15 protein-coding genes are annotated in these 21644 nt (G+C 29.1%); 14 read left to right on the top strand and 1 reads right to left on the bottom strand.

Annotation, left to right across the window (positions count from 1 at the left end):
- The first annotated feature begins 112 nt into the window (after positions 1 to 112).
- From ACSYT2_RS10455 to ACSYT2_RS10440, 4 genes are all read left to right on the top strand, one after another.
- Positions 113 to 409 (top strand): DUF6688 family protein, encoded by a 297-nt coding sequence (locus ACSYT2_RS10455; protein ID WP_438384733.1) that lies wholly within the window; start codon positions 113 to 115, stop codon positions 407 to 409.
- Between the two features lie 59 nt (positions 410 to 468).
- Positions 469 to 960: an HXXEE domain-containing protein gene (locus ACSYT2_RS10450; protein WP_430855159.1), complete on the top strand. Its 492-nt coding sequence runs from the start codon at positions 469 to 471 to the stop codon at positions 958 to 960.
- Between the two features lie 522 nt (positions 961 to 1482).
- A complete protein-coding gene (locus ACSYT2_RS10445) occupies positions 1483 to 3576 on the top strand; it encodes a dockerin type I domain-containing protein (protein ID WP_438384732.1) in 2094 nt (697 codons plus the stop codon).
- 206 nt (positions 3577 to 3782) lie between these two features.
- Entirely contained in the window at positions 3783 to 4295 is a 513-nt protein-coding gene (locus ACSYT2_RS10440; RefSeq protein ID WP_438384731.1) for an SMI1/KNR4 family protein, read from the top strand.
- 75 nt (positions 4296 to 4370) lie between these two features.
- Here ACSYT2_RS10440 and ACSYT2_RS10435 read toward each other — a convergent pair whose 3' ends face one another.
- The gene (locus ACSYT2_RS10435; protein ID WP_438384730.1) at positions 4371 to 5963 is read right to left on the bottom strand and encodes a nitrite/sulfite reductase; all 1593 of its coding nucleotides are present in this window, start codon (positions 5961 to 5963) and stop codon (positions 4371 to 4373) included.
- Between the two features lie 151 nt (positions 5964 to 6114).
- On the opposite strand from ACSYT2_RS10435, the gene ACSYT2_RS10430 reads away from it, so the two are divergent.
- The 10 genes from ACSYT2_RS10430 to ACSYT2_RS10385 all read left to right on the top strand — a co-directional run bounded on the left by ACSYT2_RS10430 (position 6115) and on the right by ACSYT2_RS10385 (position 21438).
- The gene (locus ACSYT2_RS10430) at positions 6115 to 7023 is read left to right on the top strand and encodes a LysR family transcriptional regulator (RefSeq protein ID WP_438384729.1); all 909 of its coding nucleotides are present in this window, start codon (positions 6115 to 6117) and stop codon (positions 7021 to 7023) included.
- Positions 7016 to 7630 (top strand): nuclease-related domain-containing protein, encoded by a 615-nt coding sequence (locus ACSYT2_RS10425; RefSeq protein WP_438384728.1) that lies wholly within the window; start codon positions 7016 to 7018, stop codon positions 7628 to 7630. Before ACSYT2_RS10430 ends, ACSYT2_RS10425 begins: the two co-directional genes overlap by 8 nt.
- Positions 7631 to 7865: 235 nt before the next feature.
- Positions 7866 to 10322, top strand: a complete 2457-nt coding sequence (locus ACSYT2_RS10420; protein WP_438385015.1) for a DEAD/DEAH box helicase family protein — start codon at positions 7866 to 7868, stop codon at positions 10320 to 10322.
- Positions 10315 to 11412: a hypothetical protein gene (locus ACSYT2_RS10415; protein ID WP_438384727.1), complete on the top strand. Its 1098-nt coding sequence runs from the start codon at positions 10315 to 10317 to the stop codon at positions 11410 to 11412. Before ACSYT2_RS10420 ends, ACSYT2_RS10415 begins: the two co-directional genes overlap by 8 nt.
- 24 nt (positions 11413 to 11436) lie before the next feature.
- Positions 11437 to 11745 (top strand): phosphoribosyl-ATP pyrophosphohydrolase, encoded by a 309-nt coding sequence (locus tag ACSYT2_RS10410; RefSeq protein WP_438384726.1) that lies wholly within the window; start codon positions 11437 to 11439, stop codon positions 11743 to 11745.
- A 502-nt stretch (positions 11746 to 12247) separates the two neighbouring features.
- Positions 12248 to 13294, top strand: a complete 1047-nt coding sequence (locus tag ACSYT2_RS10405) for a helix-turn-helix transcriptional regulator (protein ID WP_438384725.1) — start codon at positions 12248 to 12250, stop codon at positions 13292 to 13294.
- Between the two features lie 330 nt (positions 13295 to 13624).
- Positions 13625 to 14692 (top strand): Wadjet anti-phage system protein JetD domain-containing protein, encoded by a 1068-nt coding sequence (locus ACSYT2_RS10400; RefSeq protein ID WP_438385014.1) that lies wholly within the window; start codon positions 13625 to 13627, stop codon positions 14690 to 14692.
- Positions 14685 to 16274: a hypothetical protein gene (locus ACSYT2_RS10395; protein WP_438384724.1), complete on the top strand. Its 1590-nt coding sequence runs from the start codon at positions 14685 to 14687 to the stop codon at positions 16272 to 16274. The genes ACSYT2_RS10400 and ACSYT2_RS10395 overlap by 8 nt, the downstream gene beginning before the upstream one ends.
- 11 nt (positions 16275 to 16285) lie before the next feature.
- A complete protein-coding gene (locus tag ACSYT2_RS10390; protein WP_438384723.1) occupies positions 16286 to 17017 on the top strand; it encodes a DUF6063 family protein in 732 nt (243 codons plus the stop codon).
- Complete coding sequence (locus ACSYT2_RS10385; RefSeq protein ID WP_438384722.1) at positions 17017 to 21438, top strand: coiled-coil domain-containing protein; 4422 nt, start codon at positions 17017 to 17019, stop codon at positions 21436 to 21438. The genes ACSYT2_RS10390 and ACSYT2_RS10385 overlap by 1 nt, the downstream gene beginning before the upstream one ends.
- The last annotated feature ends 206 nt before the right edge of the window (positions 21439 to 21644 follow it).

Genomic DNA, 21644 nt, shown 5'->3' with positions numbered 1-21644 from the left:
ACATATATAGTATTACTTAATAAATTAATCTACTAACTTAAAAAAAAGTAAGAAATAGTATAAGAATTAGTAAGGAATGGAGCTTAGATTAAGCTATAGAAAAGAGGGAAGGATGAATAATATAGTTTATTTCAAAAATGTTACTAAAGAAAATAAAAGCAAGATAGATGATAAGGATATATTTAGTAAAGGTTTTAGTGGAATAGATTTCTTACATGAGATCCTTATAATTATTATCTCTATAGTTAGATTAGTTATACAACTTTTTTTAATACTTAGTAGTTGGTCAGCAGATTTGGTTTATATACTGATGAAGCCTTTAGAATGGATTTTTAAATTAGGTCTATATACTGTGGATAGGAAGCTAGAGAATGGGATAAATATACAGTATAGTGAATTAAGGAAGTAAATATTATATATTTATAGTATAATATACAATATATGGCAACAAAATAAGGAGGTCAGTTTATGGAAGGGATGACTAAGAGGTATAAGAGGTTTTTATTGTTAATTCCAATAATATTTATTATTCACAATATAGAAGAGTTTATTGGAATAGGTAAAGTAGATAATGAGCTATCAGACAAATTTTCTCATGAACCTAGACAGTTTTTAGTAGCTATTATAATTTTAAGCATTATTGTATTAGTAGTATTTTTATTAAATTACAGAAAAAATAATATAGTGCTGAATTATTTAGTTATTTTAATTAGTACAGCAATAGGTATAAATGGTATTTTTCATATCCTATCTTCTATTGTAATGAAAGAGATTACTCCTGGAACCATCACAGGGATAGTATTATTAATATTATATATTTTAGGGGGTATGAATTTAAAAAAACAAATAAAAATAGATGGGAGAAAGATGATTTTCATTGGAGTGATAGGAATAGTATTAATGTTGGTTGGTATTGTTTTAAGCCTGTCTATAGGGAAAATAGTTGTAAGTTTATTGTAGGAAATTATGGATTACAGAATAGATAAGGAGTTCTTCCAATTGTTTTAAAGCACTCCTTAAATTTTGTTACAAAACTTTTGTTGTAATGCATGTAATGATTGTGTAATGCATATGTAATGTAGTTGAGAAAGGTAGTAATTACAAGGCTTACGGCGATATTAATAATACTCCTATAAACAACATCTAATGCTGCTATATTCTTTATTTAATGGCATGTAATAGAGTGTAATTATTGTTGTAATCATATGTAATGGACGTGTAATGGGGATGTAATGGTACAGAAGAAGATATAGAAGAAGAAGAAGATATAGAAAGAGAGAGAGACTAATATGATAAATAAAAACTATGAAGTTATATATAAATATAGCTACATGGTTTTATTCGATTTAAAAAATAAATTAAAAAAATATTTATGGAATTATTTGACAAAATGAAAATTAGAGGATATAGTGGGTTATACAGATATTGGAATTTGGTGGAATGCTGAAATAGTACATAGGCTTTTATGGAGGTGGAAGAAAAATGAAAATAAGAAATAATAAAGTGGTTAGAGTTTCTTGGCTAATGATAATTGCTATGATATTAAATATATTTTCAATTTCCAGTGAGGTAGAGGCTAGGGAAGTAAAAGAAAATAAGCTATATATAAATTTCTCACTAAGAAGCCCTCAAGAACCAGGGGAGAATATCACAATAACCTGTGGCAAGGATGGAGAATACTTAGAAGGCTATTACTCTTATTATGTCAAAGAATTAGGGGGAGATTATAAGGCACTACTAGAAGACTCAGGAAAACATGAAATAGTATGGTCACCTAAGGATAAAGGGAAATATGTTATAAGGGTTGTATTAAAATATGGTGATGAATCTTTTGTAACAGAAAAAGCCTTTGAAATAACAGAGGAGAAGAAAGGTGAAATTAAGTCCATAGGAGTTAAGGATGGAGATGTGATAAAACTAAATGATAAGTTTCCTATAACTTTAAATTTTCCAAGTGAATGTGATACAACATATGAAAATACGTATAATAGCAATTATAATATAAAGTGTTATTTTAATAATACAGAAATCCCCATTTTATATGAGGCTGTGAGTACTAGTAGAAGTGAAGTAAGTTTTTTAGTTGATCTGGGACTTGGCATACTTGAAATTGAAGATTCTTATGGAGCTTTTAAGGTTGAACTTATAAATAAAGCTGAAAATAAAGTTGAAGACCTTAAGGAAGTTAACATTGGAATTGATAATATAGGAGTAAGACATCAGCTTATAGCAAATGAAGAAGGAGTTGTAGGGAAGGCTATTAATATAAATTTTATTCCTCAAGTTTCAGGAATAAAAGATGCTAAATATTCCTTTTACTATATGGAAGCAGAAACAGGAGTAAAGTATCCTATAGTAGAAAATATTGATAGTAATACAGTTGATTTTATACCTAATAAGGCTGGTAAATATGTAGTAAGTGGAAAGATTAATAAAGATATTCAAAGTAGAACAGTATATAGAACTATTAATGTTAAAGAAAAAGAAGAAGATCCTTCTGATGTTAACAAGGATTCTGACTTCAATGACTTAGAGGTAAGTTATAAGAATGGTAAGAATTATATTTATAAGGGTAAGGAGCTTGAGATAAATGCAACATTAGTAGGTGGAAATGAAGAGTATAGCCAATACATTTATATTAAAGGACCTAATTCGGAGGATTATGGGTTAGTAAAGGATAAATATATTCCTAAAGATAGTGGAGAATACAAGGTAAGAGCTGAGTTTGTATATAAGGAAAAGATATATACAATTGAGGATAGTTTTTATGCAAAGGATATCCCAAGCTATACTAATCATATGAAGATGTATTCAGGAAAGATTAATAGTTACTTTAGCGGTGATAAAATATTTATTAATGAAGTTTTTAATGGAGACTTTGTAATTGAAGAAAGTGATTACAGTAAAGGAACCGATAAAGAATGTACAATGATTTTGTATAACAGTAAAGGTGAAGTTATTCGTACAGAGAACTTTATTAGTGAGTATTCTAATTTCCATTTAGGTTTATTAAGGGTAACAGAACCTGGTGAGTATAGACTTGATGTGGAAATAAAGAACAAGGAAATAGAAAATGCAGATATGTTTAAGGAAAGTTATCCTATAAAAGTAGAGTGTAGACCTATGGAGAATATGAATTTAGACTTTGATAAAAAAGTAGGTAATGTAAATGAAGAAATCGGTATTTTAGGTTTATTTGATAGAATAAATGAAAAAGATTCATTATTTTCATTTTATGTAAGGAAAGTCGGAGAAACAGAATACAAACCAATAGTAGAGAAGAGTACAAGCTCTGTGGTGAATTTTGTGCCAACTGAAGAGGGGGAATATGAATTTAAGTTTGTAATACATGAAAAGTATAAAGAGTATGAAGTTGAAGGTGCTAGTATTGATGTGATTTATGAAAGAGAAGATGTAGATCATGATGGAAGGATAACAATAAAGGATATGTCATTAATAGCAGAAAAATATAATACAGTTAAGGCTTCTAAGGAATGGGATGAAGTCTATGATATTAATAGTGACGGAATTGTGGATATTTACGATATAGCAAGGGTTTCTAATAAGTTAGATTAAGCATGTTAATATTTTGCTTTGGTAAGTGTTATAGATAATTAACTCTAAGTGGTATTTCAATTAATATTACTTAGAGTTCTTTTATGTTAAAATATGGTTAGAGAGATTAAGCATAGATGATTCTTATAAAAACTGAAATGGGAATGATTATTTCATTTTTCTTAAGCCAAAATACTTGAGGGAGTTTTAAAAGGAGATGTAATAAAATGAGTTATGAAAGTTTTGACTACTCATATAGGGGTGAGGTAGCAACTACTGAAATGATAGAAATATTTATAAAGACTTGGAATAGAGATATTAGCCAAGAAGAAAAAGAAGGGTTAAATGAGTGGATAAATCCAGAAACTTGGAGCTTTCCACAAAGAGAATTTCCAAAATCATATTTAGAATTTTTAAAAAATAATAATGGAGTTATATTTGGTAATGAGGATAGAGACTTTCAATTTTTTACTTGTCAAGATGATGGGAAGTTTGGATTAAGAGAAATGAATATAAGTTATGAGTTTCCAGAATATATGCCAGGAGGAGTTTCATTTGCCATGGATGGTTGCGGAAACCATTATATTTTTGATATGAGGCAAGAACCAATAGATGGTGAATATCCTATATTAACTAGCTCATCAGGATGGCTAGAATTTGAGGATGCAAAACTTGTAGGAGAAACTTTCACTGAGGTTATAAAGGGGAAAACAAGTATGGATAGCATATTATTTAGTTAATATATAACACTACATAATGAAACCCACGAAAATCTAATTGTATTTTCGTGGGTTATTTTACTTAATAATAAGTAATTATATAATATGCTCCTTAATTTTATCAATTCCAACTCTACGATTAAATTCATTGAAAGTTTCATTTTCTATCTTATTATCTTTAAAGAAATTTATTATATTTTCAAGTACTATGTGAGCCTCTGTAGATTTTATACGCAAGTTTAAATTCTCAGCAAAATGCCCATTATTATTTAATGTACCTCCAAGCCATAGAGTAAAGGCTTCAACAGAGCCATTATCAGTCTTTATTAATGCTCCTTGAAGACTAATATCAGCTATATGCTTTTGTCCACAAGAGTTAGGACAACCTGTAAAGTGGATACGAACAGGATTATCTAAATTGATTTTGGAATCAAGATATTCAATAATCTTCCTAGCAGTTTCTTTTGTTTCAACAATAGCTAAATTGCAAAATTCTTTACCAGTACAAGAAACAGTATATCCAGCAAAGTTTTTTGGATTTGGAGATAGTTCTTTAAAGATCTCTTTTTTCAATAAAGAGGGAAGATCTCCATTACTTATACCTGTGATAATTAGATTTTGTGATAAGGTAGTTCTAATTTTACTATCTCCATGTTTTTCTGAAATATATGCAAGTTCTTGTAGCTGCTCCCAAGTGATTTCCCCTAGAGGGAGACTAATTCCAATATAACTTTTATCATCTTCCTTTTGAGAATGTACTCCAAAGTAGTAAGAAGGATTCCAGGTAGACAATTTATCTTCACCAGAACTTGGTATATCTCCAGTGAATTCTAATAATTTAGATTTAAATTTGTCTACACCCCAATCTGCTACTAAGAATTTTAAACGGGCATGAGAGCGCTTTTCCCTATAACCATAATCTCTAAATATAGTACATACGCCTTTAGCAACTTTAAGGACATCTTCTGGTTTTACAAAGATATCAAGTTTTTGTGCTAAATAAGGAATAGCTGAAAGACCACCGCCAACCCACACATGAAAGCCAATGACCTCTTTTCCATCAATTTCTTTTATAGCTGGAGTGAAGGCAAGGTCATTAATCTGGGCATGAGCTACATTATTTATGCTAGAGGATATTGATATTTTAAACTTCCTTGGCAAATTAGAAAAATCTTTGTTCAATAAAAAGAAATTGTTAACCTGCTCTACAAGTTCAGTTGTATCCATAAGCTCATCTCTATCAATACCAGCAAGTGGATTTCCAACTATTGTTCTAGGACAGTCTCCACAAGCTTCAAAGGAACTTAAGCCACAGGATTCTAGTCTTTCAAAAATATTTGCTAAGTCTTCTATTTGAATCCAATGGAATTGTATAGCTCCCCTTGTAGAAACATTTGCAATTCCATGACCATAATCCTTAGCAATACCTGCTAAAACCTTTCCTTGCTCTAAAGTCATTATTCCAGAGTTTATACGTACCCTCATCATAAAGTACCCATTTCTTGGCCTTTGTTCATAAACTCCAGCCCATTTAAATCTATTCATATCCTCAGGAGTTATAGAAGCATAACCTTCCTTTGAGTATTTTTCAATTATAGTTTTAATCACATCTAAGCCATCTTTTTCAAGCTTTATGATTTCTACTTCATTTAGTTTTTGATCCTTAGCCCAAGTTGCATCATAAGACATTTTCATTCCCCCTACCTTAATATTAGTTAATCTGTTGGTAATAACTTGAAATTTTGATGGTTTTATAATAGCATAACATTATACATTAGTGAAATTGAATTATTTGTACTATTAATTCAATAATATTGAAGTGAAGATAAGGAGTAATAAAATGGAGCTAAGACAGCTAATAACATTCTCTAAAATCACACAAATGAAAAGTTTCATAAGGGCAGCAGAGGAACTAGGATATGCTCAATCAACAATTACAACACAAATTCAACTTTTAGAAAAAGAACTTGGAATAAAGTTATTTGAAAAGATTGGACGTAAGATGGAGTTAACTTCAAAAGGCAGGATTTTTCTTGAATATGCGGAAAAGATAATAAGCCTTGCAAATGAAGGAAAGGAAGCAGTAGCAGATAATGATACTCCAAAGGGAATATTGAAAATTGGTGTTGTTGAATCCCTTTGTACTATTAAGCTTCCAGAACTACTTAAAAATTTTCATATTAAGTATCCGGAGGTAGAAGTAATAATAAAAATAGGAACTTGTAGGGATCTACATAATATGTTAAAGAGTAATGAAGTTGATTTGATTTTTACCTTAGGGGAATTGATAGAGGATTCAGACTTAATTTCATCTATGTGCACTAAAGAAAGTATGGGGATTTTAGCATCTCCATTAAATAAACTAAGAAATAAATCTAAAATTAAACTGAGAGATCTTTCAGGTGAATCATTTATTCTTACTGAAAAAGGCTGTAGCTATAGAGGAGTTCTTGAATCAATCTTTCATAAAGAAGGTTTGAAGCCACATTTAGCTTTAGAGATAGGAAGTATAGAAACTATTAAGAGTTTTGTTATGAATAATTTGGGTATTACTTTATTACCTGTTATGACTGCAGAAGAGGAATTATCTAAAGGTAACTTAGTTGAATTGGATTTAGTTGATTTAGAAATTAATATGATGACACAAATTTTATATCATAAAAACAAATGGGTTACACCTGCAATGGGGGCATTTATAGGAGATTTAAGAGCTTTATATATTAAGGGAGAGGCGGAGAAAAATGGATAAATACTATTTCTGGATGGGAGTATTGTTGGCATTTGTTATTATTATCAGAATATATGAGCCTAAAATTAAAGGATATATTGGTGAAAGTAGAGTGAACAGTACATTAGATAAGTTATCTAATGAGTACATAACACTTAAAGATTTACTTTTAGAAACAGAGAAAGGAACCACTCAAGTAGATCATGTAGTGGTATGTCCAAAGGGGATTTTTGTTATAGAAACTAAGAATTATGATGGGTGGATATATGGAAGTGATAATCAGAAGTATTGGACACAAGTAATTTATAAGAATAAAAATAAGTTTTATAATCCTGTTTGGCAAAATAAGGGGCATATAAGTGCAATAAGACAAAAGATTATAGGAATAGGAAACTTACCTATATATTCAATAGTTGCATTTGGTGGGGGATGTACTTTAAAGAAGATTAATTGTGATAGTCCTGTAATTTATATGAATAGTCTTAAGAAGTATATTAGAGATTTTCAGGGGGATAGGATACTAAGTGAAAGTGAGATATCACAGGTAATTAGTATATTAAATAGAGAAAATATTGTGGATAAAGATAGACGTAAGGAACATATAAGGTATGTTAGGGGAATGAAGTAGGGAGAGATTTAGAAAATAGAGGGAATGATAAAAAAGAATTTTAGATAATTGTGGTAAAATATAAGAGAGAATGTCTTTAAAATTCTAAGGTTTATTAGAGTCTTATAATTTTTTAATATATATTCTTAAGAATATAAGAATATCCTTGAATAATGCGGGTTAGAGAACTTTTATTATAAGTTAGTAGAAGTTTTAAGGGGGAATAGGGTTGGATGAAGTAGTTAAGGAAATTGAAATGAAAAATAATATTGTTGAGAAAGAAATTGCGCTTGAAGGAAATAGTTTATCAAATGCGATTACTGGTGGAGATAAAAATTATTTATATTATAGATTAAAAGAAAGCTTTAAAAATGCTCAGAAGATTGACATAATAGTTTCATTTTTAATGGAGTCAGGTGTAAAGCTTATCTTAAAAGATTTAAAGGCAGCTCTTGATAGAGGTGTAGAAATTAGAATTCTTACAGGGAACTATTTAAAGATCACTCAACCACAGGCTCTTTATTTATTAAAGAGGGAGCTTAAAAATAAGATTGATTTGAGATTTTATAATGTGCCTAAGAAATCCTTTCATCCAAAGGCTTATATTTTTCATGGATTAGTTGATAGTGAGATATATATTGGATCATCTAATATTTCCTATGGAGCATTAACCAATTCAATTGAATGGAATTATAGGTTTTTAGAATCTCAAAACAAAGAGGACTATCATACTTTTTATAATACCTTTGAAGATTTATTTTATAATCATTCTCTCGAGATTACTGATGAAGTTTTAAAAGATTATTCTAGGAATTGGACTAGACCTAATGCTTATAAGGATATAGAAGAAAAAGAGGAAGAGAATAAGTTTAAGGATATATTTGAACCAAGAGGAGCACAGATTGAAGCTCTTTATAACTTAGAACAAGCTAGAGAAGAAGGGTTAGATAAAGCACTTGTGGTAGCTGCAACTGGTATAGGTAAAACTTATTTAGCAGCTTTTGATTCTTTAAAGTATAAGAGAGTTTTATTTGTGGCTCATAGGGAAGAGATAATTAAACAGGCTGCACAGAGCTTTAAGAATGTTAGAAAGAATGAAGAAGTAGGATTCTTTTATGGCAACACTAAGGATACAGATAAGGATTTAATCTTTGCATTGGTACAAACTTTAGGAAAGTCTGATTACTTGAAGGATGAGTATTTTCCAAAGGATTATTTTGATTATATAGTTGTGGATGAATTCCATCATGCAGTTTCTAATAATTATAGGAAGATTATAGATTACTTTGAGCCTAAGTTTTTACTAGGACTTACAGCAACACCAGAGAGATTAGATTCTAAGGATGTATTTGCTATTTGTGATTACAATATGGTTTATGAAGTAAGGCTAAAGGATGCTATTAATAAGGGTTGGTTAGTACCATTTAGATATTATGGTATTTATGATGATACGGTGGATTATTCTAATATTGATATTAAGAATGGTAAGTATGATGATAAGAAGCTTGAGGAAGCTTTAAAGCTTAATAGAAGAGGGGAATTAATCTTAAGACATTATGAAAAGTATAATTCTAAGAGAGCAATGGGCTTCTGTTCTTCAAGGGGACATGCTGAATATATGGCTAAGTATTTCACAGAGAATGGTGTGGAGGCTGTAGCTGTTTATAGTGGAGAAATGGGTGAGTACTCTGAGGAGAGAAATGAAGCTTTAAAGAAATTAACTAAGGGTGACATAAGGGTAATATTCTCAGTGGATATGTTTAATGAAGGTTTAGATGTACCTGCTATTGATATGGTAATGTTCTTAAGACCGACCCAATCCCCTACAGTTTTTTTACAACAGTTAGGTAGAGGACTTAGAAAGCATGTGGGTAAGAGTTACTTGAATGTATTAGACTTTATAGGTAATTATAAGAAGGCTGATCTTTTACCATTTTTACTTAGTGGAAGGAATTATTCTACAGTAGATTCAAAGAGGAAAAAGCCTGGGGATTATGAGTATCCTGATGATTGTATAGTGGACTTTGACTTTAGAATTGTTGATATATTTAAGAAGTTAGCTCAGGCTGAGATGAAGATTAAGGATAGGGTTAAGGCTGAGTATTTTGATGTTAAGGATAGGTTGGGACATAGACCTAGTAGGGTGGAGTTCTTTACTTATATGGATGATGAGATTTATATAGAGCTTAGGAAGAATGCTAAGTTTAATCCACTTAATAATTACTTGGAGTTTCTTTATGAGAATGGAGAGTTATTTGATAATGAAGAGAAGGTTTATAACTCTAGGGGCAGGGAATTTATTAATATGATTGAGACAACTAGTATGAGTAAGACTTATAAGATGCCTATTTTATTAGCTTTCTATAATGATGGAAATGTAAAGATGAAGATTGATGAAGAGGATGTTTATCAAAGTTTTTATAAGTTTTATCATAAGGGGTCTAATAAGGTGGATATGTTGAGGCATAAGGGAACTAGTGATTTTGAGAGTTGGGGTAAGAGTAAGTATGTGAAGCTTGCTAAGGATAATCCTATTAAGTTTTTGATTAAGACTCATGGGGATTTCTTTAGGAGTGGTGATGGGTATTTGATTGGGATTTATGAGGATATGAAGGATGTTATTAGGGATGAGAGTTTTGTGGAGCATATGAGGGATGCTGTTGAGTATAGGACAGAGAAGTATTATAAGGATAGGTTTAGAAAAAATGTATAGAAAAAAAGAGAAGGTCAATATTTTCGATGAGAGAGATTATGGTCGTGATAAGATTGAAATAAAGTATCTTAAGTGGAAGAGAAAAAATATAGTAAAAGAAAGTAAAGTTGCTTGTGCATTTTTATTAATGATATTAGCGTTTATATTATCATTTATACTATATATGTATAGTTATAAATTAATAAATAAGATAGATGATACTATTTACTATAAGGTTGCATCAGAACGTCAATATGATAGGGAAGTCTATTTTTCGAAGGAGGCTGATGATAGAAGTGGCATTGTTACTGATACACTAAATCAAATAATAGATATAACTAATTCGGAGATATCTAGGAAGCAAGATATTTATAAAGCAGTTGCTGAAAATGGGAATGTAAGTATTAAATTAATTAATGATAATAGTGAGTATATAGATTATTTGAATGATTATAATTTAACAGTTGAAGATTTGATTAAATATTGTAGTAAAATGGCTAAGATTGATGATGATATATCTACAGCTTCGTTCTATTTAACGATAACATTAGTTTTAGGAATATATTTATGCATATTCGGTTATAGGAAATTAATATATTCGATAGCGTTTATTGTATACTTTTTTACTAATATAGATTTATTTTCAGGGGGAATAGTGAGGGAAATAATATTTAACCTTAATACTAGCTTAAGTTTTGAAGAATATAATACATTAATAAATTTAATTATACCAGCAATAAAAGAAGCATGTTTAACATTAATTATTATTGACACTATTAATGAGTATTTTGTTCAAAATAAGAATAGAAAACTAAAAAAGAAATTAAAATCATCTTATAATTCAATAAATAAGCTTAAACAAGATATTTATGAAAATAATTTAAGTAAGGTAGATATAGGATTTATAAGTAGAGACATAATATTTATATATAAATATTGTATAAGAAATAGCGAAGATATTGATCTTGGAGACCTTGAGTTATATTTAGAGAAAACAATATTAAGCTATCCTAAAGAAAGAATAGAAAATGGGTTTGAATTAATTAGAATCATTACAAGAATTAATGATATTTTGATGAAATCAAAAATATCAAGTGCGGTAATCTTATAGGAATTAAAAGGGAGATTAATTATTTTGAAGTTATATAGTAAATTAGTTAGAGATAGAATACCTGAAATCATTATGGCTGATGGTAAGGAATGTGAGATTGAAGTAGTTAATGGAAAGGGTAAGTATGAGCTTTTGGAGAAGAAGCTTATGGAAGAAGTGGATGAGTTTTTAGAAGATAAGAATCTGGAGGAGCTGGCTGATGTTATGGAGGTATTGTTTGGATTGGCTGCTGAGCTTGGGTTTAGTGAGGAGGAGCTTCTTAGGAAGAGGCATGAGAAGATGGAGGAACGTGGGGGATTTAAGGAAGGGATTGTTTTAAAAGGGGTAAAGTAAGGGCCTTTAAAATATTATGGATGGTAGATGATTTTAGTAGAACAATTTGTATGTCCGGACTATGCTGAAGTGATGTCTTGACAGATAAAAAGTATGTCTCTATAGAATATAAATAATTTCAATAATATTTTTAAATTATATCTAGTATGTCTCAATAAAGTGTATGGACATCATATAGACATCAGTGTAGATGCCTAAAACCAATGGTTTAGAGGGATTATGTCTCATATGTCTATAATCAATATAAATATAGGAAAGAAAGTGATATAGACATACTGGATATGAAATTAGGTGGTTATCAATAATTTTATAGGATGGTATCATTTAATTCATATATTTATCAATGGAAGGGAGTAATAAAAGAGTTAGCAAGATAATTAAGTTACTATATTATTGATAAGGGTTTGTTAGTGAATAAAGTTGCTCATAGAATTATTGTTACAAAATTACTAATATAGTGAAAGAATATCTTAGGAAAATGAGGAGTATGTGAGAGGAAGTTATGAAGAATAATGTTTCAAATAATGCAGTTTGCAATGCTGTGATTGATATATTAAGAGAGCATACAAATGAAGATAATGTATTAACTATAGCAGAAATTAATATTTTTTTAAAAGAAAGGCTAGGAGTAACAAAAGATAGACACACAATTACATCTTATATTAATAAAGCTATGGAGGCAGATCACGATATTATAAAAATTCCAGGTCATAAGAATAAATACTATATAAATACACCTATTCTTGAGGAGTATGAACTTAAGTTTATAGTTGATTGTTTATCTGCAAATAAGTGCATTACTCATAAAAAAACTATGGAATTAGAAAAAAAACTTTGTAATTTTATAGATAGGAAAACTAGGGAGAATATTTATAAATCTGCCTTGGTGGAGAATAGAAGTAAAACAAGAAATGAAGAGATTTTTTATAATATAGATAAGATTACGAAAGCTATTAATACGAACAGTAAGATTCAGTTTAACTATGTAGAGTTAAATGAGAAGAGAGAATTAATAGCTAAGATGAAAGATGGATACAAAAGATTATATAAGGCAATACCGCTACATCTACATATTAAAAATGAGAATTACTATTTGATGCTTATTATAGAAGGCAAGAATACAATTGCTTATTATAGAGTTGATAGAATGGTTAGTATTGAGGTCTTAGAAGAGGAAATTAATTATAAAGACTACATTGAAGAGTATGATAATTTTAATCCTATAGAGTATTGTTCTAAGTGTTTTAAAATGTATACAGGAGATAAAGAAATTAAGGTGCGTTTATTGATTGAAAAGTGGATGATTAACTTTTTGATTGATGAGCTTGGTGATAGAGTTAAGATTTTAAAGTTAGAATTAGGCAAGCACATTGCAGAGTTTAATGTTTTTTACAGTAAAGGTTTAGTAAGATGGATACTTGGTCTTGGAAATAGTGCAAAGGTTATTGGGCCTAAATTATTAAGAGAAAAAGTTATAACAGAATTAGATGATATTAGTAAAAGATACAAAGAAGTAGATTTGAATATTGATGAATCTATATGGAAGTAAAAAAGTCTGGTGAAAAAAACTACCAGACTTATTTTGGATTATAGGGTAATTTATATACAATATTAATGAAGATTATGAGATGAGACTGAGAATTTAGTATTAACATATTCAGTATCAAGGGCTATTCTTGAACAAGAGCATGATAAGAAACTAGATGAATATAAAAGATGTTTGCAATTATTAACAAAGAGAGTGATTAATAGAGGATATCTTACTGGTATTCCAAGGAATATATCTGAATTAATTATCGTTATATTTTAAAGCAATTATTGTTTGTGATTTTATGTAGAGCTTGTGATATAGTGAGCACAGAGGAGTGAGAGAATTGTGATGAAAATAGAAAATGGTGAAATTCGGTCTAAAATGATGAGTTTTAAAAGAAAGTCTATATGGAAATTAGATGAATTATTTAGTTTATCATCTGAAATTTTAGATATAGAAATAAACGATATTAAAAACAAATATTATGAAGAATTTTATATGCTTATAACCGATATGGAACGAACCAATGTTTTAAAAAAGGTTGGTAATGAACAAAATTCTATGCAGCCACGTCTTTATAAGAAGTATAGGCTAGTAAAAGAAACTGATAATTTAACTGATGAGGAAAAAATAAAATTAATAGCTCTTAATAAACTGAATATTACATACTATAAAAAAAGAGCATCGGAGTTTAGGGAAGACTATGGTATTCTGGTTGTCCTTAATAACTATATGAGAAATAAGACTGAATATAAAGATTTAAGTATGAATGAAATAAGTTATGAGCTATTTGGTTATGAAAAGGCTATGACTACTGGGGAACAGGGAAGAGCTTCAGAAGTAATGGGTAAGATAGGCTTAAATGAAGAAAGTCTTGGATGCAGAACAAAGTACAATCCTCTTTTAAATACTATCTTTAAGGGGTTTTATCAAAAGGAAATAAGAAATATTATTGTTATAGAAAATTTGGAAACGTACTGGACTTTAAATAGATTTTTGAGAGAGAATGATACATCTATTGATATGCTAGTTTTTGGAGAAGGTTATAGCATAGTTAAGAACTTTGCTGGTATTATTCAATACGGTGTAACTACAAAAGATAATATTCTTTATTATGGAGATATAGATTTAGAAGGTATATGTATATACTCACTTTTAAAAAATAAATTTGATAAATTTACAATAAAGCCTAATGTAAAATTATATAGAGGTCTTTTGAAATCTGGTAAGGATAAAGGGGTTAAAGAATCTATTTCGCCTAATCAGACTATTCCAGCTAAAGATGATATGGCAGACTTCTTAAGCTATTTTGGTAAAGAAGAAAAAATAGAACTTGAAGATATATTAAAGAACAGACTATATATTCCACAGGAAAGTTTGAATTACAAAAGATTAAGGGGGGACAAGGTTGAATAATAATTATTTAAAGACGCTTAATAATACACTAGCAGAGTGTCCAGATAGAGTAGAATCATTACGTAAGTACTATCCATTTTTTCATCTATTTAGTTATAGATATACCATGTTAAAAGGGTATGAAGATATTAATATGGGTGAAGTTTGCTTAAGTCTTTTATCTTTTATGTTCTATGAAAATAAATTGAAAAACCAGAAAATTCAATTCGTGAACATTAAAGATTTTTTAGAAATGCTCTTAGTAAACCTTTATGAAATTACTCCTACAGCGGAAGAGTTAAATACATTCACAAACAATGTACTAGATAAGATACAAGGGGAGAATGGAGCAGGATATGAGTTATCTTTCCCAATGTATGATAAAAACAAAGATAAGACTGGAATTAAAAATGTAAAGTATATAACTAGAAGTGGAGAAGAGGAAAGTGGAAAGCAGAATTATGAAATAACGCCACTAGCAATAGACTTAATACTTGCAACTAAAGAGTTTACAGAAGAAAGTAAGATAACTATCAGTTTACTTTTATTAAAGAAGCTTATAACTGATAGTGAATATGATAGTGCTCTTTTATCTTTAACTCAAGTAAATGCAGAAGTTATAAAACAGATATCTAAAGTATATGAAATCGAAATGAATCTTATATATGGTGGAAATAGGGGTTATGATGGTTTTCTAGCATATAGAAATCTAGCTGATAAAAGACAGAAGGAAGAAGAAGAATTATTTTCTGAAACAATGGAGCAAGTAAGACTTCTTAGGGAAGAATTTGCTACTAAGGTAAAGAAATCTGAGATAGGTGATAAAGAGAAAAATGCTTTTAAGTGCTTAGATGAAATGGATAAAGAACTTAATAAGACGGTTGAACTTCATCAGCAGCTTTTAGGTAAAGTTGTAATCTTAACTAGAAAAGCAGACGAAATATTAAAACAGAAACGAATAAAACTATTTAGACCATCTTTCGATTTTTCTACTTATATTGATAAATTAAATAAAGTTGGAAGTGCTGAAAATCTAGGTCACTTCGTAGCACCATTTATGCCTTTAAATATAGATAAGATATTTTCTCTTGGAAAAATAAATGACATGTTATTGTGTGACATAAACAAGGGTGAAAGAGAAGACACTGTGGATAGGGAAGAAGATGATACTATTAATATTGATACTGACAGATTTAATAGAGAAATTAGAGAAAGAGTTTCTTTTAATTATAAGTATGTAATAGAATATCTATACATGATACTTGAAAAAAATGAAGAAGCTGATATGAAGGAAATTATAGAGAATGCATCTGACAAGGATATAGAAGATATCTTTAAGAATCCCGATTTTATCGGCTTTATTATTGATATGATACGAGCTAACGAAACAAGCTATATAAAAAATGATAAAGCTAAATCAAAAATTAAGAACGAAGATGATGAGGAAAGTAATGCAAATTTATTAAAAAGAGTCATACTAGAGTCAAAGAAAAGATATCACAAAGATTATGGCATAGAAATTACGGATATAGAAAACTCTTATATAGAAATAGCGCCCGGATTCAATATGACAAACGTTACGGTAAAGAGAAAATATGATTAGGGGGGATGTATATGGATTCAAATAACAAAACTGCACTTGAGATTTTTTCAAAAGTTATAAGAAAGATTAAGATAGACGATAATACAAATCATGAATTATATAGAGCTGTAGTAACGAATTCTTTTGTAAGAGTATATCTAGAGGAAATGTTAGAGGAAATGGGATTAGACCTATATGTAAATGAAAAGAATGGAGTGTTTATTGCACCAAAGCCGAATAATGATATATTTGGATATAAGAATGAAGAACTAAGAGGTGAGCTGCTTCTTAAAAACAATAGTGAGCTATATTTAACTTATTTTATAATTTTCACTCTAATATCTACTTTCTACATTCAAAGTAATTACAAAACACAAGTTGAATACGTAACCACTAAAAGCTTGTTGGATAAAGTTAACGAGAAACTTAAACCATTATCGGATAGTTGTATTGGAAGTGGAGAGTATGAGTCTTCATTTAAGAAATTATATGCTACATGGGAGAGTCTACCAGAATCTTTAAGAAAAGACAATGAAAATGTTAATTATGATGATAATAGAGGAAGAACACAAATAGGTCTTATTAATAGAACTATGAGCTTTCTAATAAAACAGGATTTAGTATTAAGAGATTCTCCAACAGGAAGATATTATATAACTGGAAGATTTGAATATATGATAGAGAGATTTTTTGATGATTCAAATACTAATACAGTTCTTATGGACTTATTGGATAAAGAAATTGAGAGGGAGGGGTTACGCTAATGCCAGGTTTATTAAGTACAAGGGTTTGTAATGCAAGATTTAGTAGTGGAAAGAAGTATTATGAAGATTTACAATTAAACTCTCATGGAGATGCTTTGGTTATAGATATGGTTAATGGAGGCGGTAAGTCTTTTTTAATTCAATGTATAGGGCAGACCATAATACCAAACAGCAGATGGCAAAATGACTGGGATTTTAAAGCCGTTTTTGAGCCTAAAAATAAGAATACAGTAATTCACTGTGTTACTGAATGGGAATTAGACGATGGTATGGAATACAAATATTTACTAGCAGGATTCTGTGCATCAAAACCTACAAAAAACAATAATGATGATGATGAGAAGACTTATGCTGACTTTGAAAGATTTTCGTATATATGCTTATATAATAATCGTAATGAAAATGATATCTTTAATTTGCCTTTGAAAGAGGTTAATGACGATGGAAGTAGTAAATTTATGTCATTGTCTGAATTAAAAAAATATCTTAATATCATTAAGTCCGCAGACTATTATACAGAGGTATTTACAGTATCTAAATCTTATAGAAAAAGATTATCTCAATACAATATTACTGAAGCTGAATGGGAGCTTATAAAAGGTGTGAATGCTGATGAAAAATATGTTGCAACTTATTTAAGACAATATCCTAATGCTGAAAAATTCATATTGGATTTTCTTATTCCTAAAATTGAAGAATGCTACTCTACAAGGCTAGGATACGAATATCAAGATAGTGAAAAACTAGCATCTTCCCTTTTAAATATAAGAGAGAAGATGGATGAACTTATGAAAAGTAAGTCAAAGTCACAAGAATATGAAAAGATTATAGAGTTAATACAAAAGTTAGCTATTAAGTTGCAGGATTTATCAAATAAATATACTGAAAGAGAAAAAATATATACAGAGATTAAGAAGAGTATAATCTATTTAGAAGAAGAGATGATAAATATTACAGATAAAAAGAGTACTGCTGAAATGGATTTTAATAATGTTAATAAAGATATAGAAACTTTAGATATAAATATTCAAGCCTTAGAAATTAGAAAAATAGAAAAGGATTATGAAGAAAAGTTAATAGAAGAAGATGAAAAAAAAGAAGGAATGGCCTCTCTTGAGAATACCTTAGGGAAGGAAGAGCATAACTATGTTTTTAAATCCCATGAAAATACATATCACTCTATATTGCAGGAAGAATCTAATATTAGTAGATGTAAATCTAGTATTGAAATTTTAGAACTTAATAATAATGAACTTGTTTCAGAAAGAAATTCTTTAGGTGTTGAAGTTAAGTCTTATTTATTAGCTAAGAAAGAGTTAGTTGAAGTTGAAATGAATGAAAATTTAGCTAATATAGTTGATTGCAATAATGAAATAGATAAGTATTCTGATTCGGCAATAGATAAGAAAAGTAAAATGATTAGTTTAATTAGCGATAACGAAAGAATATCCAAGGAGAAAGATAAACTTGCTGATAAAATCACTTCAAAAGAGTTTAAGATAATCCAAAATCTAGATAAAGATATTTTTACTAAGAGAAGATTAGAGGATGAAATAGAGGAGAATATAGTTATAGTTGATGAATTTAGAAAAGATCTGTTATCACTAGAGAAGCAGATAAAAGAAACTGAAACAAATATAAATTCATTAAATTTAGAAAAAGTTAAGCTTGATATGGAGTGCAGTATAGAGAGCGAAAAGCTAGAGGCGGCAGCAAATTTATATGGAAAATGTGAATTTCTATTTGAAATATATGATTGTAGTTCTGTAGAAGACCTTAATTCTAATTTATCTGATAAGCTTGCAAAGAGTGAGGAAAGTAGAATTACCTTAACTGATGATATATCAAAATGTAAAAGTATTATTAGTACTTTGAAAAATCATAAGATAACCTTAAGCAAAGATACAATGAATATATATAGCATTTTAAAGGGGAGATTCTCAAATGTATTATTAGGATTAGATTTTATATCATCATTAGATATAAAAGAAAAAGAATATTTTATAAAAATGAATAGCTTGATTCCTTATGCAGTTCTATTGGAGGATAATGATTATAAGAAGTTTATTGAAGATAAAGACTTATTAGATAACTATTACGGAAGTGCAGTTCCTGTTATAAGTAAAAAGACCTTACAAGAAGTTATTATATATCCAAAAGGAGTTACATTTACATCAAAGGATATAGACTTCTATACAAATGAGGTAAAAATAGCTAGATTAAAGTTAGAAAAAGAAGAAGAGTTAAAAAGCTTGGAAGTTAAAGTAAAAGAGGTTGAAAATATTATATTATCTCTAAATAATGATATAAAGCCTGTAAGAGAATTTATCGATAGATATATTAATAAATCTACTCTTGAAAATTTAGCTCTTACAGTAAGAAAGATAGAAGAACTTTTAGATGAAAATGAAGATAATATAGAAGTGTTTAATAAGCTTCAAATATCTCTTAAGTCAGATTTAATATCTATAAATGAAAGAATTAAATCTGCAAATGATAATATATCTGAAAAGGAAAAAGAACTTAGATCCTTAGAATTGTATTTAGATTGTAAAGGTAGAATCGATAAGCTAGAATTGGAGCTTACCGAAAATAATAAGGTATGTTCCAAGATAGATAAATCCTTAAAAGCTGAGCTGAATTATATAAAAGAACTTAAGGCAAGAAAATCCGAATTCGAAGATTTGAAAGAATCCTTTACGATACAAGTACATGACTTACAGAGGTATATAGATGATATAGCTTTTGTTGGGGAAATAACTTCTAGTACCAGGATAACTGAAGATGAGTTTTTAGATAAAAAGAGTAGACTTACAGCTGTGTTAGATAAGCTTCAAGGTTCAAGCAGTGATTTAAAGAATTTAAATGAGGAAATACTAAGATGTGAAGAAAGAATAGGGAGATATAAATCTATAATATTACGTGAAAACTTCACTATTGAGGAATTCGCTCATATAACCATTGATTTCGTAAAGAATTCTGAGGAGCTTCTTGAAAAGCTAAGTGATTACGTGAAATCATTAGATAAGCAGTTAAGTGATCTAAATTCAGAACTTATGAACATAAAATCAAGTAAAGATAGACTTGAAGGTAGATTAACTTCTAAAATAGAATTTTTACTAGAGAGAAACTCTGTTAATTATAGTGATATAAGAGAGAATATGGATGAAATGCTACAAGGTCTTTCTTATGTAAATAAGCTTAAGGATATGAAAAATATAAGAAAGGAGGCTATAAGTATCAAGGCTAAACTTGAGAAAGAATTGAAGCTACTTGATGATAAAATAAGGTATAGTAATGATACTAAAAACAAGTTTATATTGCTAGATAAGGATATTGACATAGAATTAAATGGAGAAAAGCTTACATCTATAAGAAATTATCAAGATGTATCTACAGAACTTAAGATTGTTGAAAATAGTGTGAAGTATAAAGTTAGTGAATTCAAGAGGGAGGTAGCTCTTGGTAAAAATATGACCACTAGCATTCAGGGGTACTCAGAAATTTTATCAGAACTTGAAGAACTTCCGACTATATCATCGTCTTTAAAAGACATGGTAAGTAAATTAGCAGGAGAAGACGATAATAGTTGGATTTCTATGTTGAAATTTGAACAAGAAAAGATAGTTGAAAATATAAAATCTTTAGAATTACAGGAAGAAAAATTCATAACTTTATGTATTCAAAAGAGTGAAAATGTTCTTAGAGATATTAAAAAGCTTACAGAACTTTCTGTTATAGAACTTAATGGTAGAAGGCAAGAAATGCTTAGAATTAATCTAAATAAGCTTCCAGATGAGTTAGCGAGAGAAAAAATGAAAAACTACATTGAGGGAATTATAGGCTCTTGTTCGGAAGAAACTGATGATGCAGTAAGAAAAATCAAAATATCTAAAGGATTAACTACTGATAATTTGTTTAAGCAAATTATAGATAGAATAAAAAACAAATCAGTGGAGCTATATAAACTTGAAGATGCAGATAATATGGAAGTTAACGATTGGTTAAGCCTAGATAGGGCATATGGTTCTAAAGGTGAAACAAATGGTATGTATATAACTATGCTTATATGCATAATAACTTACTTAAGAAAGCTTTATACAAATTCTACAGATGAAAGTAAGAAAGTAGTTATATTAGACAATCCATTTTCTGGTACTACATCGGAAATTATATGGTTGCCTATATTAAATTTACTAAAAGAAAACAATGTACAGCTATGGGCTGCAGGATTTGAAATAAAGACACAGCTCGCTAATATATTTCCTACAAGATATTATATGGGTAAGAAAGCATCTAGGCATTATGAGAAGATAATAATAAATAGATTCCATTCAGATTACAATCTAAGGTCATTAGGTTATGAAGAGTTATATGGAAGAAAAATGGACAGTAAACAAATAGATATGGATATAGACTAATAAATTTAACAACTAAGAGTGAAAAACTTGAAGTTATAATTGAAGAAACAATAACCTTTCTGGATATAGCTGATGAAGAAACTATAGCAAGAAAATAGGACTTGATGTTGAATTTGTTAAAAGATTAAAAGAAGAAAATGAAAAATAGAGTTTATACTAATGGAAGTAATATGCACTTATAACTTTGTTTATAGTAATCACTTAAG

It is taken from the genome of Clostridium zhoujianii, assembly GCF_051590805.1.
Taxonomy (GTDB): Bacteria; Bacillota; Clostridia; order Clostridiales; family Clostridiaceae; genus Clostridium.
The sequence above is the reverse complement of the archived record's forward strand: the minus strand, read 5'-3'. Positions and strand labels throughout refer to the sequence as shown.

Bases quoted from the DNA above. Each gene is read 5' to 3' on its own strand.
- ACSYT2_RS10455 (WP_438384733.1), top strand. From the start codon at position 113: ATGAATAATATAGTTTATTTCAAAAATGTTACTAAAGAAAATAAAAGC.
- ACSYT2_RS10385 (WP_438384722.1), top strand. From the start codon at position 17,017: ATGCCAGGTTTATTAAGTACAAGGGTTTGTAATGCAAGATTTAGTAGT.
- ACSYT2_RS10400 (WP_438385014.1), top strand. From the start codon at position 13,625: ATGAAAATAGAAAATGGTGAAATTCGGTCTAAAATGATGAGTTTTAAA.
- ACSYT2_RS10425 (WP_438384728.1), top strand. From the start codon at position 7,016: ATGGATAAATACTATTTCTGGATGGGAGTATTGTTGGCATTTGTTATT.
- ACSYT2_RS10390 (WP_438384723.1), top strand. From the start codon at position 16,286: ATGGATTCAAATAACAAAACTGCACTTGAGATTTTTTCAAAAGTTATA.
- ACSYT2_RS10445 (WP_438384732.1), top strand. From the start codon at position 1,483: ATGAAAATAAGAAATAATAAAGTGGTTAGAGTTTCTTGGCTAATGATA.
- ACSYT2_RS10415 (WP_438384727.1), top strand. From the start codon at position 10,315: ATGTATAGAAAAAAAGAGAAGGTCAATATTTTCGATGAGAGAGATTAT.
- ACSYT2_RS10420 (WP_438385015.1), top strand. From the start codon at position 7,866: ATGAAAAATAATATTGTTGAGAAAGAAATTGCGCTTGAAGGAAATAGT.
- ACSYT2_RS10435 (WP_438384730.1), bottom strand. From the start codon at position 5,963: ATGTCTTATGATGCAACTTGGGCTAAGGATCAAAAACTAAATGAAGTA.
- ACSYT2_RS10450 (WP_430855159.1), top strand. From the start codon at position 469: ATGGAAGGGATGACTAAGAGGTATAAGAGGTTTTTATTGTTAATTCCA.
- ACSYT2_RS10440 (WP_438384731.1), top strand. From the start codon at position 3,783: ATGAGTTATGAAAGTTTTGACTACTCATATAGGGGTGAGGTAGCAACT.
- ACSYT2_RS10430 (WP_438384729.1), top strand. From the start codon at position 6,115: ATGGAGCTAAGACAGCTAATAACATTCTCTAAAATCACACAAATGAAA.
- ACSYT2_RS10405 (WP_438384725.1), top strand. From the start codon at position 12,248: ATGAAGAATAATGTTTCAAATAATGCAGTTTGCAATGCTGTGATTGAT.